This is a genomic window from Bowdeniella massiliensis, from assembly GCF_023634005.1.
GTDB lineage: Bacteria > Actinomycetota > Actinomycetes > Actinomycetales > Actinomycetaceae > Bowdeniella > Bowdeniella massiliensis.
The window spans coordinates 38,023-52,564 of record NZ_JALIQR010000015.1; the positions used below are offsets into that span (position 1 = coordinate 38,023).

Sequence of the window (14,542 nt, forward strand, 5' to 3'; positions counted from 1 at the left end):
CTAGCTAGCCTTCCCCTTCTTCGGCCGCGGGTCGCCATCGATGGCGATATCCCACACGTGACCCGGCGGCTCTTCGCCGCGCAGCTCGGCGACGCCGCGCGTCAGGTCGGCCATGATGCGAACCGTTGCCTCGCGTGCGAGCTGCGCCGTCAGCGGCTCCTGTCGCAGGTCGGCCAAGTCCACGGCCGGCATCGCCATGACCTGCACGGGGTGCTTGATTCCGAGCTTCGGCTTGACGCCATAGCGCTCGATCACGTCCTGGGTGCCCCACTGCGCGACGGGGATGACGGGCACACCCGTCTCCAGCGCGAGCCTGGCCGCCCCGGTCTTCGCCTTCATCGGCCACATGTCCGGATCGCGCGTGAGGGTGCCCTCGGGAAAAATCCCGACGCACTCGCCCGCCCGCAGCGCGCGACGCGCCTGCGATAGCGCGGCCTGCGCATCGCGCGTGCCCCGCTTGACCTCGATCTGGTGCGCCGCGCCGATCATCGAGCCGAGCACCGGGACCTGAAAGAGTTCGGACTTCGCGAGGAACTTCACCGGAATATCGTGCCCGACCATGAAGTGCGCGAACGTCAGTGCGTCAATGTTCGTCACGTGATTGGAGACCGCGACGAAGCCGCCCGTGCGCGGCAGGTTCTCGCCGCCGGACCACTCGGCCTTGGTGTACAGTGCCATCGCGGGGCGCGCAATCGCCTCAATAAAGCGGTACATCGGCGGATAGGTCCGCCCGGCCACCTTGCGCGTCACGGCTCGACCATCTCGACATCCGCGCCGAGCGCTTCGAGCTTGCCGAGGAAGTTCTCGTAGCCGCGGTTAATGATCTTGATCCCCTGGACGTTGGACGTGCCCTGGGCGGTCAGCGCCGCGATGAGGTGGGAAAAGCCCCCGCGCAGGTCGGGCACGGTAATATCGGCCGCGGTCAGCGGCGTCGGGCCGGAGATCGCCGCCGAGTGGTAGAAGTTGCGCTGGCCGAAGCGGCACGGCGTGCCGCCGAGGCACTCGCGATACACCTGAATGTGGGCGCCCATTTTGCGCAGCGCCGAGGTGAATCCGAAGCGATTTTCGTAGACGGTCTCGTGCACGATCGACAGGCCTTCGGCCTGGGTCAGGGCGACGACGAGCGGCTGCTGCCAGTCGGTCATGAAGCCGGGGTGGACGTCGGTTTCCAGCACGATCGAGCGCAGCTTCCCGCCCGGATGCACGAAGCGGATGCCGTCATCGGTGATGTCGAAGTCGCCGCCGACCTTGCGGAAGGTATTAAGGAAGGTCATCATCTCGGGCTGCGTCGCACCGCGAACCATGACCTCGCCACCGGTCGCGAGCGCCGCCGCGCCCCAGGAGGCGGATTCGATGCGATCCGACAGCGCGGTGTGGTTAAAGCCCTGCAGCTGCTCGACGCCCTCGATGCGGATGACGCGATCGGTGTCGACGGAAATCAGCGCACCCATCTTCTGCAGCACCGCGATGAGGTCCATGATCTCTGGCTCGATTGCCGCATTACGCAGTTCGGTCTTGCCCTCGGCGAGCACCGCCGTCAGCAGCAGCTGTTCGGTGGCCCCGACCGACGGGTAGTTCAGCTCATACTTCGTCCCGACAAGCCCATTGGGGGCGCTCAGCTGGATGCCGCGGTCGGTGTACTTTTCGACCTCCGCGCCAAACTTGCGCAAGATATCGAGGTGGTAGTTGATCGGCCGGTCACCGATCCGGCAGCCACCAAGGTCCGGGATGTAGGCCTCCCCGAGCCGGTGCAGCAGCGGGCCGCACAGCAGGATCGGAATGCGAGAGGAGCCAGCATGCGCCTCGATTTCGCCGACGCCCGCCAGGTCGACGTTCGTGGGGTCCATCGACAGGACGCCCTCGGCCTGATCCCAGGAGACGGCCACGCCGTGCAGCTGAAGGAGACCGGCGACGATCTGGACGTCGTTAATCTCTGGGACGTTGCGCATGACCGATGGGCTCGTTCCCAACAGGGATGCCACCATGGCCTTCGATACGAAGTTTTTCGCACCGCGTACGGTAATCTCACCGACGAGCGGCCGGCCGCCGTTAACTCGGAGCACCGATTTCATGTCGTCCTCACTGCCCGGCAGCTCGGGGCTGAATCGAATAGCTGCCTGGCCCCACCTTAAGGCGGGCCGCCCCTATTATGCCTGGTGAACAGCGGGTGACGTTCGCGGCGGTAGGGTTGCCGGTTTGAACGACGGACGATGCTGTTCAAACTCGGTGATGTCCGCCTCGTGGCGTAGCGTCAGCGCGATGTCATCCAGGCCCTCCATGAGGCGCCAGCGGGTGTAGTCATCGATGGTGAATCGGCAGACGAAGACGCCACACGTCACGGTGCGCTGCTGCAGGTCGACGCTGACGGTTGTTCCCGGCTCTGTTTCCAAAATCTTGAACAGCTGGTCGGCATCGGCCTGGCTAATGACACCCGCGACGAGCCCCTGCTTGCCCGCGTTTCCGCGGAAAATATCCGCAAACTTGGGAGACAGGACCACCTTGAAGCCATAGTCGCGCAGCGCCCATACGGCATGCTCGCGCGAGGAGCCGGTGCCAAAATCGGGGCCGGCGACTAGAACCGAGCCGCCGGAGTACTCCGCGCGGTTCAAAACGAAGTTCGGATCGGAGCGCCACGCTGCAAACAGTGCGTCCTCAAAGCCGGTCTTCGTCACGCGCTTGAGATAGCGCGCGGGAATGATCTGATCGGTATCGACGTTGGAGCGACGCAGCGGCACCCCAATGCCGCTATGGGTGATGAACTTCTCCACGACGTTACTCCTTCACATCCGCGGGCGAGGACAGGGTGCCTCGAATGGCGGTGGCGGCGGCCACGAGCGGCGAGACGAGATGGGTGCGGCCACCCTTGCCCTGCCGGCCCTCAAAATTCCGGTTCGACGTCGACGCGCAGCGCTCGCCGGGCGCGAGCTGATCGGGATTCATTCCCAGGCACATCGAACAGCCGGCGAAGCGGAAATCCGCCCCGAAGTCGGTAAAGACCTGGTCGAGTCCCTCGGCCTGGGCTTGCAGGCGCACCCGGGCAGATCCGGGCACGACGAGCACCCGCACATCGGGATGCTTGGTGCGTCCCCGCATGATCTCGGCGGCGGCGCGCAGGTCCTCGATCCGGCCGTTGGTGCACGAACCGATGAAGACCGCGTCCACCGCGATGTCTCGCAGCTTCGTGCCGGGCGCGAGGTCCATATAGGCCAGCGCCTGCTCGACGGCTTCGCGCTCGGCGTCCTCGGCCACGTCCTTCGGGTCCGGCACCGAGCCAGACAGCGGCAGCCCCTGGCCAGGGTTGGTCCCCCAGGTCACGAACGGCTCGAGGTCCGCGGCATTCAGCGTGACCTCCGCGTCGAAGGTTGCGTCCTCGTCGGTCTTCAGCGTCTTCCAGTAGGCGACGGCCGCATCCCAATCCGCGCCGGTGGGAGCGTGGGGGCGGCCCTTGAGGTATTCGAATGTTGTCTCATCGGGCGCGATCATGCCGGCGCGCGCCCCGGCCTCGATCGACATATTGCAGATCGTCATGCGGGCTTCCATCGACAGCTGCTCGATGGCCTTGCCCCGGTATTCCAGGACGTAGCCCTGGCCACCGCCGGTGCCGATTTTCGCGATGACCGCCAGAATAATGTCCTTCGCGGTGCTGCCCTCGGGCAGATCGCCCTCAATCGTGATCGCCATGGTCTTAAACGGCGTCAGGGGCAGCGTCTGCGTGGCGAGCACGTGCTCGACTTCGGAGGTGCCGATACCAAAAGCAAGCGCGCCAAAGGCGCCATGCGTGGAGGTGTGGGAGTCACCGCACACGACGGTCATGCCCGGCTGGGTCAGGCCCAGTTGCGGGCCGACGACGTGCACGATGCCCTGCTCGTCGTCGCCAAGCGGGTGCAACCGGATACCGAACTCCTCGCAGTTATTGCGCAGCGTCTCGATCTGAATGCGCGAGACGGGATCCTTGATGGGCGCGAAAATGTCCTCGGTGGGCGTGTTGTGGTCCTCGGTCGCGATCGTGAGATCGGGCCGACGGACGGGCCGGTTTGCAAGTCGTAGGCCGTCAAAGGCTTGCGGTGAGGTCACCTCGTGGACGAGGTGAAGGTCGATGTACAGGAGGTCAGGCGCGCCTGCTTCTCCGCGACGCACCACGTGGTCTCGCCACACTTTTTCCGCCAATGTGCCTAGCATGGTGGTTAATCTCCCTAATCAATGAGTCTGAACGCACTTGCGTCTCACGCTCTGAGATGAAAGTATTAGGCTATGGACAACTCGAGTGGTGTTGGCGTTCTTGACAAGGCAGCGCTAGTGCTGGGGGCCCTGGAGTCCGGACCGGCAACGCTGGCCCAATTGGTCAGCGCAACAAAACTTGCCCGCCCAACCGCGCATCGCCTAGCGGTCGCCCTGGAATATCATCGCTTCGTCGCGCGCGATATGCAGGGGCGTTTCGTCCTAGGGCCACGCCTCGGCGAGCTGGCGTCCTCCGCTGGCGAGGATCGCCTCCTGGCTGCTGCCTCCCCCATTTTGAAGGTGCTGCGTGATCACACCGGAGAATCGGCCCAGCTCTACCGCCGCCAGGGCGACCACCGTATTTGTGTGGCCGCCGCCGAGCGCCCGATGGGCTTGCGCGATTCCATCCCCGTTGGCGCCACGCTTTCGATGCTCGCCGGTTCTGCCGCCCAGATCTTGCTCGCCTGGGAGGAGCCCGACCGCCTCCACCGCGGCCTGCATGGCGCCTCGTTTACGGCGACGGTGCTATCGGCGGTGCGGCGTCGCGGCTTTTCCCAGTCCGTCGGCGAGCGCGAACCCGGCGTTGCTTCCGTCTCCGCACCGGTGCGCGGCCCCTCCGGTCGCGTCATTGCGGCCGTCTCGGTTTCGGGCCCGATCGAGCGCATGGGCCGCCAACCCGCTCGCCTGCACGCCCAAGCCGTCGTCGCCGCCGCGAACCGGCTCTCGCAGGTCATGCAGCGCACCGAACACTAGCGCTGCACGCTGCGGTAGGCGGCGACGAACTGACCGAACCCTTCCTGCCAGGTGTGGGTAACTGGCGTCGCGAGTGTGTGCTCGCGTAGCGCCGCAAGCCGCTCCGGGCTGCTCGCTAACATGGCAAGCGCCGCGGACATCTCCTCATCGCTTTCCACCCGCAGCCCGGCAACGCCGTGCTCAATGAACTCCTCCACGCCCGAACCCGCGCGATAGATCACCGGCACGCCAGCGGCCCGCGCTTCGAGCGCCGCGATGCCGAACGCTTCTTTCACGACGGGCGAGACGAACACGTCGGCCTCGCGATAGGCGGCGGCGAGTTCCACCGGCCCGACGCGCCCCCGAAGCGTGACCGGCGCCCCCAGCCGGATGAGGCGTTCTACCTCCTCTCGCTGCGGCCCGTCGCCGAAAATATCGAGCGACATCGGCGCCTTCTGGGCTGCTCGCCCCACGAGCCGCGCCAGTGGCACCACCCGCTTGCGCCCCGCGAGCCGCGTCGCCGTCACGAGCCGCAGCCCGCGCCTGCCAGCGCTCGGATGATCCCCGCGCCGGATCGCGTCCCACGGCTCGCGCTCAATGAGGTTCGGTAGCACCCCGACCGCAACGCGCCCCCGAGCCGCCCGCTCAATCGCGTCGGCCGCAGCGCGCGAGACCGCGGTAAGAACCATCCCCGCCTCGTGCCATTGCTGCAACGGGTTGACAAAGCGATACCACGCGCGGGCATCGCCGAGATGACAATGCCAGGTGATCACCGCTCGCCTGCCAACCTCCAGGCACGCTGTTGTTGCCAGGCGAGCAAATGGCGAGACGATGCCGGTGTGGATGTGGACCGCATCAAAGGCGGCAAGCAGCTCGGTTAGCCGCGGCTTCGCCCACGGGTTCACGGGAAGCTCCCCCGGAAGCCGTACCGTCAACCGCGTCACCCGCACGCCATCGACAGTCTCCGTGTGCTCACCGCGCTCGGGGCCAGCCGGCGTCGCCGTAATGACGGTGGCCTCATGACCATTGGTGACGAGCGCCCGCGCGAGCGAACTCACCTGGGTCTCAATCCCCCCAAGCCGGGGCGGGTAGCAGTCCGAAACGAGCGCAATTCGCATTTCTCTATTGTGCCGCGCTTCGCCGACACCGCTGCCCTGACCCGACAGACTATTGCACGCCTCCGATAAAATGTAGTATAAGTACTACATCCGATAGTTGAGCTACCTAGAGGAGTAAGAATGACAGCCTCAGTAATGATCGAGGCCCAGGGGGTGGACTTCTCCTACGGGAAAACCCAGGTCTTGCACGACGTCACCATGCAGGTCAATCGCGGCGAGATCGTCGCACTCCTCGGCCCCAATGGCGTCGGCAAGACCACCCTGGTGGAAAACCTTGTCGGCACCCTGTCCCCAACGGCAGGCACGGTCAGGATTCTGGGCGAAGACCCCAAGAAGGCCGGCGCCGATTTCCTTACCCGGATCGGGCTCGTCCTCCAGCACTGGGCCGACCACCCAAAGTGGCAGGTTCGAGAGCAGCTCCGATGGATCGCTGCCGCCAATCAGGCATCCGGTAGGTCGGTGCGCGACATCGACGAAATCGTGGCCGCCGTCGGACTGACCGAGAAGGTCGATGACCGACTGAACGCCCTGTCCGGTGGCCAGCGCCGACGAGTGGACTTAGCGGCCGCTCTCCTCACCTCACCCCAGATCCTGCTGCTCGATGAACCGACGACCGGTCTGGATCCTGTCGGCAAATCCCAGATTCACGAGCTGCTCAGCGCCGCCGTCGATGACGGCGTCACGGTTTTCCTTACGACCCACGATCTGAATGAGGCGGAGAAAGTAGCCACCCGCATCATCGTGCTCAAGGAGGGCCGGATCATCGCCGATGCCGCCCCGTGGCAGCTACGGGAGCAACTTGTCGGCAAGGCGCAAATCACGTGGCAGTGCGACGGACGCACCCACGTTCACGCCACCGACGCTGTCGAGTCGTTCGTCGCCACTCTCCCGCTCGAGGAGATCAGCAACTTGACGATCACGCGCCCGACCCTGGAAGACGCCTATCTCTCCCTCATGAACACCGAAGGATCCGCCGCATGAAACTCCCTGACGCACTCCGCGCCATTGGCATCAACGTCTGGGCCGATCTTCGCCCACAACTCCTCGGAGGCGGCGTCGTCGCCTTCATCTTCGTGCCCGCCGTCTACCTTGCCCTGGCCTCCTTCATGACCAAAGGCTCGGAGGGCATGTATACCCCGGGCACCTACATGATCGCGGGAATCATCGGAGCGAACGGCGCCTTCGTGGCGGTCCAAGTCATGTCGGAGATGTACTCCGAGCGAGTGTCCGGAACGCTGCTACGCGTCCGCATCGTCCCCTATGGCCCGCTGTTGTGGGCGATCGCGAAAACCACCAACGCGACCATCGTGACATTGGTATACCAGGTCCTCATCATTGGGGGCGCTGCCCTGCTCCTCGACGATCTTCCCCTCAGTGCAGCGAAGCTGGTCACGGCGATCGGGTTGTCCCTGTTCATCGTCGCCGCATGTAGCCCGATCGGCTTCATCCTCGGCGCGCTGGTGCGTGGCTCGTATTCGATGCTCTTTGCCTATCTGGCTTTTCTCATCATCTTTTGCACCTCCGGGGTGTTCTTTCCACTCGCGTTGCTACCCACCTGGGCCCAGCTCATCCAACAGGTTTTCCCGCTGTACTGGTCGGGCCACCTTGCGCGCTACCTGTTCTTGAACGGCGATGCAACCTTCGAGCCCTCGGGCACGTTCATGCCGTACCTCGCGGTCGGAATCCTCCTGGCGTGGACCGTCATTGGCTATGGTCTTGTCGTGTTTGTCATTCGACGCTCGTTCCGTTCCGAGACGATCTCCTCCCTCACGACGCTGCAACAGAAGCTCCGCTCCCAGGTGGCGGTCTCGTGAGTGAGGATCTCGTCCACAACCGGATCGCCGTGTTGCGGGCGGACCGCAAGGTCTCGCGCCGGCAGCTCGCCGATGCGCTGGGAGTCCACTATCAGACGGTGGGCTACCTGGAGCGCGGGGAGTACTCCCCCTCGCTCGTGTTGGCGCTGCGAATCGCCAGATTCTTCGACGTCCCCGTCGAGTCGGTGTTTTCCTTGGAAGATTTCCCACCACTGAGCTAAGACGCGAAAAGGCCCGCCTTACCGGCGGGCCTTTTCTATTGGTACCCCCAGCGGGATTCGAACCCGCGTTACCGCCGTGAGAGGGCGGCGTCCTAGGCCACTAGACGATGGGGGCCTAGCTCTCCAGTTGTTGGTACCCCCAGCGGGATTCGAACCCGCGTTACCGCCGTGAGAGGGCGGCGTCCTAGGCCACTAGACGATGGGGGCAAGGACAATGGTGACGTTGTCGCTGGGGTACCAGGACTCGAACCTAGACTAACTGAACCAGAATCAGTCGTGCTGCCGATTACACCATACCCCAAGGGTGATTGGCCTACGGATTACGGCGAAGTGTCACCGAAGGCCAACCGAAGGATTAATCTACCTGAGCGCGTCTCGTTCCCCAAATCATCTGAGGGTGAGAGACCTCACCTGAACTCAGGACAGGCGCTGCGCGAGCGCGCGCAGGCGGGCGAGGGACTCCTCCTTACCCAGGATTTCCATCGATTCGAACAGTGGCGGGGAGACCTGGCGGCCAGTGACGGCGACCCGCAGCGGCCCGAAGGCAAAGCGCGGCTTGATGCCCATGCCCTCGACGATGGCTTCCCGCAGCGCCGCCTCGAGCGCCGGAGTCGTGAACTCGGTCTCCTCGATCGCCTCGATTGCGCGCGCAAGCACGTCGCTCGCTTCCGGGCGAAGCTTGGCCAGGGCCTTCTCGTCGTAGGTCAGGGCGTCCAAGTCTGTGAACAAGAAGCCCATCATCGCCGGGACCTCGCCAAGGAGTTGGACGCGCGTCTGGACGAGGGGGGCGGCGGCCGTGAGGATCTCGCGCTCGCGCTCACTCAGCTGCTCGTAGCTTTCGGCGCGGACGAGGCCCGCGGCATTCAGGTAGGGCACGCAGCGGCGCGCGAAGTCGTCCTCGGCGAGCAGCCGGATGTGGTCGGCGTTGATCGCCGTGCACTTCTTGATATCGAAGCGCGCCGGATTCGGATTGACGTCGTGAATATCGAAGGCGGCGACCATCTCCTCGGCGGTAAAAATGTCGTTATCCGGGGAGATCGACCACCCGAGCAGCGCGAGGTAGTTCAGCAAGCCCTCGGGGATCATGCCGTGCTCGCGATGGAGCAACAGGTTGGACTCCGGATCGCGCTTAGACAGCTTCTTGTTGCCCTCCCCCATGACGTAGGGCAGGTGGCCAAAGGCCGGCGTGTACTTCGCGACGCCGATCGCTTCCAGCGCGCGGTAGAGCACAACCTGGCGGGGTGTGGAGGACAGCAGGTCCTCGCCGCGCAGGACGTGGGTGATCTCCATGAGGGCGTCGTCGACAGGGTTGACGAGCGTGTAGAGGGGATCGCCGTTGCCACGCACGATGACGTAATCGGGGATGGAGCCGGCCTTGAACGTCACATCGCCGCGCACGAGGTCCGTGAAGGTGATGTCCTCTTCGGGCATGCGCATGCGGATGACGGGCTCGCGGCCCTCGGCGCGGAAGGCGGCCTTCTGCTCCTCGGTGAGCTCCCGATCGTAGTTGTCGTAGCCGAGCTTGGGATTGCGTCCGGCGGCGCGGTGACGTTCCTCGACCTCCTCCGGAGTGGAAAAGGACTCGTAGGCGAAGCCGGCCTCCACCAGGCGCACGGCAACGTCGCGGTAGATATCCATGCGCTGGGACTGCCGGTAGGGCTCGTGCGGGCCGCCGACGCCAACCCCCTCATCCCAGGTCAGACCGAGCCAGGTGAGCGAGTCGATGATCTGGTCGAAGGATTCCTCCGAATCACGCTTGGCGTCGGTGTCCTCAATCCGGAAGACGAAGGTGCCACCGGTGTGCCGGGCGTAGGCCCAGTTAAACAGCGCGGTACGCACCATTCCGACGTGGGGCGTGCCCGTCGGGGAAGGGCAGAAGCGGACGCGCACGGGCGCGTCGGGGGCAGAAGTAACAGCAGTGGTGTCCATGGTGCTTCCAGTTTAGCCACGCTTGCGAAGCGCGCGGTTGGTGGCGCGGGTGGGCTCGGCGCTGAGGGGATCCTCGGGCCACGGGTGCTTCGGGTAGCGGCCGCGCATCTCGGCGCGCACGCTCGGATAGGCGGAGGTCCAAAACGAGGCAAGATCCGCCGTCGTGGCGAGCGTTTGGCCGCCGGGCGCGAGCAGTTCGAGGGTAACAGGGCGCGAAAGGATCGCCGGGGAGGCGGTGGCGGAGAAGAACTCTTGGAGCTTGGCGGCAAGGCGCGGGCCGTCGGGGGTGTAGGACACGGTGGCGCTCCGGCCCGAGGGCAGGGTGAGGCGCTCGGGGACGAGGTCATCGAGGTGGGCGGCCTCCGGCCAGGGCAGGGCGGCCTGGATATCGGTGCGTAGATCTTCGCGGCGCGCGCTGCGGCCGGCAGCCAGGCGCGCCGCGCAGGAGGCGAGGAGTTCGGGGCGGGCGGCGATGGCGGCGGGTGAGAAGTCCGGCCAGGGCTCGCCGCGCTCCCTTCTCAGGTAGGCGAGGCGCGCGAGGAGGCTAGTGAGGGCATCGCCGGGATCGGCGACGATCGCAGTGCCGTGATCGGCAATGAGGTCACGCGCCAGCGCCGCCGCCTCGTCCGGATCGGGGCCGGTGCCTTCGCGGTGCAGCGGGATCTTGCCGAGGCTCGCAACGCGCGTGGCGCGGATGCGGCGGTCCTCGATGCGGTGCTCGAGCGTCGTCGTCATGAGGTGGGCGCCCGCTAGCTCCAGGAGATCTGCGGGCAGCGGCGCCGCGGTGCGCACGAGGTAGGTATCGGCAATCCGCTGGACCTCGCCCACCGCGAGCCACGGCGCGCCGATGAGCGGCGAATCAGCGGCGAGTTCGATGCCGAGCCCGCCCGCAGTGAGGTAGCGCCGGTCCTGGCCCTCTCGCCGCTGAGCGATGAAGGTGGGGTGCGCGCGGGCAATGAGCAGCGCGAGGGCCGCGTCGTTATCGAGCTCCGGCCTGCCCGGCGGCTGGCTAGATTCACCGCCCAGGGCACGCAGCAGGCGATCGCGAGCGCCGGCATCCTCGCGAGGGCGCGGTAAGAGGCGAGCATCGCCGCCAGGAGCGCGGCGTCCCGAGTCCAGCGCTGCGGTGAGGGCTGCGGCTCGGCGCGCACCAATGAGGTCGGCTCCCGCGAGGAGCGCCGCCCCGAGGCGCGGATCAAGGGGCAAGGTCGCTAGACGCCGGCCAAGGTCGGTGAGGCGGCCGGCGCTATCGCGAGCACCAAGCGCCCGTAGGTTGTTCTGCGCCTGGGCGAGCGCGGCAGGTGGGAGCGGGTCGAGCAGGCGCGAGGCCGAGCCATCCTCATCGCCCCAGGCCGCGAGCGTCAGGGCGGCGCCGGTGAGATCCGCCGTCGCACTTTCGGGTGGATCGGCCGGGCGCAGCGCGGCGTACTCGCCGGGCGCGATAAGCCTGCGAGCAAAACCCTCCTGGGTGCGGCCGGCGCGGCCCGCCCGCTGCGTCATCGACGCCTTGGAGGCCCGCACCGTCACGAGTCGCGCGGCGTCGCGGGCGGCGTCATAGCGCGGCTGCCGCGATAGTGCCGCGTCGATCACCCCGACGACGCCCGCCACCGTCAGCCCCGTCTCCGCGACGACGGTCGTCACGACGATGCGCGGCTCGTTGCTCTGGGCGATCGCGCGATCCTGCTCAGCTGCCGGTAGCTGGCCGTGCAGCGGCAGTACCTGCGCGCGCGTGCGTCCGCGCGCGAGGGAGACGACGGCGTCGACGTCCCGCGCCGAGGGCACGAAGACGAGCAGCGTTCCGGCTTCACCGCGCCCTGCCACCTCATTCATGGCCGCCACCGCCTGATCGGCGACGTAAGCCTGGTACTCCCGCGTCATGCCGCGCTCATCGAGCGCGCGCAGCCTGGTCGGCGGAGCAATGAGCTCGGTATCGACGTCGTAGAGCCTGCCCTGCGCACTCACGACGGGGACCGGCCGCTCGCCTTCGGACATGAGCTCAGCGAGCGCCGCGGCATCCGTCGTCGCCGACATTGCCCACACATCCAGGTCTGTCCGCAGATCGGCGATATCCAGCGCGAAGGCGAGGGCGAGGTCGGTATCCAGGCTGCGCTCGTGAACTTCATCGAGGATCACCGCGCTCACGCCCGCCAGGTCCGGTTCGTGCACCATTCGCGCCACTAGCAGCCCCGTCGTGACAAACTCGATCACCGTTTCGCGGGATCGCCGGGAATCGCCGCGCACGGAATACCCGATCCGGCCCCCGACGTGCTCCCCCGCGAGCCCTGCCAGATGGCGGGCTGCGGCCCGCACGGCGATGCGTCGCGGTTCGGCCACGACGATGCGTCCTCGACCGCCCGCGCGGATAGCCGCCATGACCGGCACCAAGGTAGTCTTACCAGAGCCGGGCGGAGCCGTGATGACAGCTCGCGAAAGCGCGCTCAGCTCATTCGCGAGCGAGGCCGCGGGCAACGCGGAGCCGTCAAGCATGTCCTGCAAGGTGCGCATGCTTGTACGGTAGACCAGGAACACCAGCAACGACGCCGAAGGGGCAACAGTGGCGATGTCCACGTACTTTGACGATTTTTCCGCCTACACCGCCGCGAATATGGCGCAGCGAGGCTCGTTGAAGTGGACGGCCTTCCCCGGCACGATCGGCGCGTGGATCGCCGAGATGGACTTCGGCATTTCCCCCGCGATCGCCCAAACGATTCGCGCCGAGGTCGATAAGGGCGCGTTTGGCTACCTGCCCATCTGCGCGCGCGATGACGCGAAGGCCGCCACCGCCCGTTGGCATCAGCGCCGCTACGGCTGGGACATCACTCCCGAGCAGGTTTGCCTGTTTCCCGACGTCCTGACCGTGCTGGAAGCAACAATCCTGCACTTTCTTGAGCCCGGCCAGCCCGTCGTCGTCCCGACCCCGAGCTACATGCCCTTCCTCACCCAGCCCAAGCTTTTCAAGCGCGAGATCATCGAAGTGCCGGGCCTGCGCGATGAGGCCGGGCACTACACGCTGGACCTCGACGGAATCGACGCGGCCCTCGCCACCAGCGGCGGCCTCCTGATCTTGTGCAACCCGTGGAATCCCGTCGGGCGCGTCCTTACCCGGGAGGAACTGCAGAAGGTCGAGGCCATCATCGCTAAGCACGACGCGCGCGTATTCGCCGACGAGATCCACGGCCCCGTCGTCCTTGATCCCGAGCGGCGCCACATTCCCTACGCCTCTATCTCCCCCACCGCGGCGGCACACACCATTACGGCGACGTCGAACTCCAAGGGCTGGAACATTCCCGGCCTGAAATGCGCCCAAATGATCGTCTCCAACGATCACGACGCCGCCGAGCTCGATGAGTGGATCCAGCACTACGAGCACCTCGCGAGCCCGCTCGGCGTCAAGTGCGCCGTCGCCGCCTACGACGCCTCCGATGACTGGCTGGCCGAGGTCACCGGCGTGTTGCGCGCGAACCGCGACCTATTCGCCGCGCGCCTGGCCGAGGCCCTCCCCGATGCCGTGCACGCCCCCGCGGAGGGCACCTACCTCGCGTGGGTCGATCTGCGGCCCTATGGCTGCGAGCACCCCGGCGCCTACCTGCTGGAGCAGGCCAAGGTCGCGATCAACGACGGCGAGGACTGCGGCGCGCCCGGCCACGCGCGCATCAACCTCGCGATGGCGCCCGATAACTGCCTGGCGGTCGTTGACCGCATAGCACGCGCGCTTACCGGCGAATAACCGGGTTCGTCAGCTCGCCGATCCCCGCCACCTCGCACGTCACGCGCTCGCCGTGCCGGATTTCGCCCACCCCGGCCGGCGTGCCCGTGAGGATGACGTCGCCCGGCAGCAGCGAGCACACGCTCGTGACATAGGAGATGAGCTCGGGGATCGAGAAGATCATGTCCGAGGTGTTCGCCTCCTGACGGACCTCGCCATCGACGAGGCAGCGCACGTCCGCATGAGCGGGATCGAATTCCTCGGCGGACTCGGGGATGACGAGCACCGGCCCGAGTGGGCACGAGGTATCAAAGCCCTTGGCCCGCGCCCACGTGGTATCGCTGCGCTGCGCGGTGCGCGCGGAAACATCGTTTGCCACGGTGTAACCAAAAATGACCTCGTGCGCCCGCTGAACCGGCACGTCCTTGCACGGCCGGGAGATCACGACGGCGAGCTCGGCCTCGTGGTGGATGACGTCATCCCATGGCGGCAGCACGATCGGATCATCGGGCCCAATGACCGCCGTGTTCGGGATGAAGAACATCAGCGGCTCGCTCGGCACCTGCGAGTTCATCTCCGCCGCGTGATCGGCATAATTCTTGCCAATCCCGACGACCTTCGAGCGCGGAATGACGGGCGAGAGCAACCGCACATCGTCAAGGCGCACCCGCCGGCCCGTCGTTTCAAAGCCCGCAAACAGCGGATCGGAGCGCAGGACGACGAGGTCCTCGCCGTCAAGAACGCCATAAGCAATGTCATCGTGGTGAGTGAACCGAGCGATCTTCATGCGGCAAGCCTACGTCG

General features: G+C 66.2%; 13 protein-coding genes and 3 tRNA genes. 5 read left to right on the forward strand and 11 right to left on the reverse strand.

The genetic code is table 11. The features are described from left to right. The 4 genes from MUN85_RS10610 to leuC form a co-directional block, all read right to left on the reverse strand. Positions 1-750, reverse strand: coding sequence for a lysophospholipid acyltransferase family protein (locus MUN85_RS10610; RefSeq protein WP_250506667.1), 750 nt, complete (start codon positions 748-750; stop codon positions 1-3). Further along, the gene (gene murA, locus MUN85_RS10615; RefSeq protein ID WP_250506668.1) at positions 747-2,072 is read right to left on the reverse strand and encodes a UDP-N-acetylglucosamine 1-carboxyvinyltransferase; all 1,326 of its coding nucleotides are present in this window, start codon (positions 2,070-2,072) and stop codon (positions 747-749) included. The genes MUN85_RS10610 and murA overlap by 4 nt, the downstream gene beginning before the upstream one ends. 75 nt (positions 2,073-2,147) lie before the next feature. Continuing rightward, a complete protein-coding gene (leuD, locus tag MUN85_RS10620; RefSeq protein WP_250506669.1) occupies positions 2,148-2,768 on the reverse strand; it encodes a 3-isopropylmalate dehydratase small subunit in 621 nt (206 codons plus the stop codon). Positions 2,769-2,772: 4 nt separating this feature from the next. Continuing rightward, positions 2,773-4,179, reverse strand: coding sequence for a 3-isopropylmalate dehydratase large subunit (gene leuC, locus MUN85_RS10625; protein WP_250506670.1), 1,407 nt, complete (start codon positions 4,177-4,179; stop codon positions 2,773-2,775). A 72-nt stretch (positions 4,180-4,251) separates the two neighbouring features. On the opposite strand from leuC, the gene MUN85_RS10630 reads away from it, so the two are divergent. After that, positions 4,252-4,971 (forward strand): IclR family transcriptional regulator, encoded by a 720-nt coding sequence (locus tag MUN85_RS10630; protein WP_250506671.1) that lies wholly within the window; start codon positions 4,252-4,254, stop codon positions 4,969-4,971. On the opposite strand, the gene MUN85_RS10635 is transcribed toward MUN85_RS10630, so the two are convergent. Further along, on the reverse strand, positions 4,968-6,068 hold the full coding sequence (locus tag MUN85_RS10635; RefSeq protein ID WP_250506672.1) for a glycosyltransferase family 4 protein: 1,101 nt from the start codon (positions 6,066-6,068) through the stop codon (positions 4,968-4,970). The two genes, MUN85_RS10630 and MUN85_RS10635, sit on opposite strands and share 4 nt — an antisense overlap. 120 nt (positions 6,069-6,188) lie before the next feature. Between MUN85_RS10635 and MUN85_RS10640 the strand changes: the two genes are divergently transcribed. The 3 genes from MUN85_RS10640 to MUN85_RS10650 are packed head-to-tail and all read left to right on the forward strand — an operon-like array spanning position 6,189 to position 8,103. Then, positions 6,189-7,049 (forward strand): ABC transporter ATP-binding protein, encoded by an 861-nt coding sequence (locus MUN85_RS10640; protein ID WP_250506673.1) that lies wholly within the window; start codon positions 6,189-6,191, stop codon positions 7,047-7,049. Then, positions 7,046-7,882 carry an ABC transporter permease gene (locus MUN85_RS10645; RefSeq protein WP_250506674.1) on the forward strand — a complete coding sequence of 279 codons (837 nt, stop codon included), beginning with the start codon at positions 7,046-7,048 and terminating at the stop codon, positions 7,880-7,882. Before MUN85_RS10640 ends, MUN85_RS10645 begins: the two co-directional genes overlap by 4 nt. Beyond that, complete coding sequence (locus tag MUN85_RS10650; RefSeq protein ID WP_092565224.1) at positions 7,879-8,103, forward strand: helix-turn-helix transcriptional regulator; 225 nt, start codon at positions 7,879-7,881, stop codon at positions 8,101-8,103. The genes MUN85_RS10645 and MUN85_RS10650 overlap by 4 nt, the downstream gene beginning before the upstream one ends. Before the next feature lie 39 nt (positions 8,104-8,142). Here MUN85_RS10650 and MUN85_RS10655 read toward each other — a convergent pair. The 5 genes from MUN85_RS10655 to MUN85_RS10675 form a co-directional block, all read right to left on the reverse strand. Continuing rightward, a tRNA-Glu gene (locus MUN85_RS10655) sits at positions 8,143-8,218 on the reverse strand. 16 nt (positions 8,219-8,234) lie between these two features. Continuing rightward, positions 8,235-8,310 (reverse strand) — tRNA-Glu (locus MUN85_RS10660). 22 nt (positions 8,311-8,332) lie between these two features. Beyond that, positions 8,333-8,404: transfer RNA gene (locus MUN85_RS10665), tRNA-Gln, on the reverse strand. A 116-nt stretch (positions 8,405-8,520) separates the two neighbouring features. Further along, complete coding sequence (gltX, locus tag MUN85_RS10670; protein WP_250506675.1) at positions 8,521-10,032, reverse strand: glutamate--tRNA ligase; 1,512 nt, start codon at positions 10,030-10,032, stop codon at positions 8,521-8,523. A 12-nt stretch (positions 10,033-10,044) separates the two neighbouring features. Beyond that, on the reverse strand, positions 10,045-12,537 hold the full coding sequence (locus tag MUN85_RS10675) for an ATP-dependent helicase C-terminal domain-containing protein (protein ID WP_250506676.1): 2,493 nt from the start codon (positions 12,535-12,537) through the stop codon (positions 10,045-10,047). 55 nt (positions 12,538-12,592) lie between these two features. Here MUN85_RS10675 and MUN85_RS10680 point away from each other — a divergent pair, with 55 nt between their 5' ends. After that, entirely contained in the window at positions 12,593-13,759 is a 1,167-nt protein-coding gene (locus MUN85_RS10680; protein ID WP_250506677.1) for a MalY/PatB family protein, read from the forward strand. On the opposite strand, the gene MUN85_RS10685 is transcribed toward MUN85_RS10680, so the two are convergent. Beyond that, a complete protein-coding gene (locus tag MUN85_RS10685) occupies positions 13,746-14,525 on the reverse strand; it encodes a fumarylacetoacetate hydrolase family protein (protein WP_250506678.1) in 780 nt (259 codons plus the stop codon). The genes MUN85_RS10680 and MUN85_RS10685 overlap by 14 nt on opposite strands. Positions 14,526-14,542: the final 17 nt, after the last annotated feature.

Excerpts from the sequence above, each read along its gene's own strand:
- murA (WP_250506668.1), bottom strand. The coding sequence starts at position 2,072 with ATGAAATCGGTGCTCCGAGTTAACGGCGGCCGGCCGCTCGTCGGTGAG.
- leuC (WP_250506670.1), bottom strand. The coding sequence starts at position 4,179 with ATGCTAGGCACATTGGCGGAAAAAGTGTGGCGAGACCACGTGGTGCGT.
- MUN85_RS10630 (WP_250506671.1), top strand. The coding sequence starts at position 4,252 with ATGGACAACTCGAGTGGTGTTGGCGTTCTTGACAAGGCAGCGCTAGTG.
- MUN85_RS10635 (WP_250506672.1), bottom strand. The coding sequence starts at position 6,068 with ATGCGAATTGCGCTCGTTTCGGACTGCTACCCGCCCCGGCTTGGGGGG.
- MUN85_RS10640 (WP_250506673.1), top strand. The coding sequence starts at position 6,189 with ATGACAGCCTCAGTAATGATCGAGGCCCAGGGGGTGGACTTCTCCTAC.
- MUN85_RS10645 (WP_250506674.1), top strand. The coding sequence starts at position 7,046 with ATGAAACTCCCTGACGCACTCCGCGCCATTGGCATCAACGTCTGGGCC.
- gltX (WP_250506675.1), bottom strand. The coding sequence starts at position 10,032 with ATGGACACCACTGCTGTTACTTCTGCCCCCGACGCGCCCGTGCGCGTC.
- MUN85_RS10675 (WP_250506676.1), bottom strand. The coding sequence starts at position 12,537 with ATGCGCACCTTGCAGGACATGCTTGACGGCTCCGCGTTGCCCGCGGCC.
- MUN85_RS10680 (WP_250506677.1), top strand. The coding sequence starts at position 12,593 with ATGTCCACGTACTTTGACGATTTTTCCGCCTACACCGCCGCGAATATG.
- MUN85_RS10685 (WP_250506678.1), bottom strand. The coding sequence starts at position 14,525 with ATGAAGATCGCTCGGTTCACTCACCACGATGACATTGCTTATGGCGTT.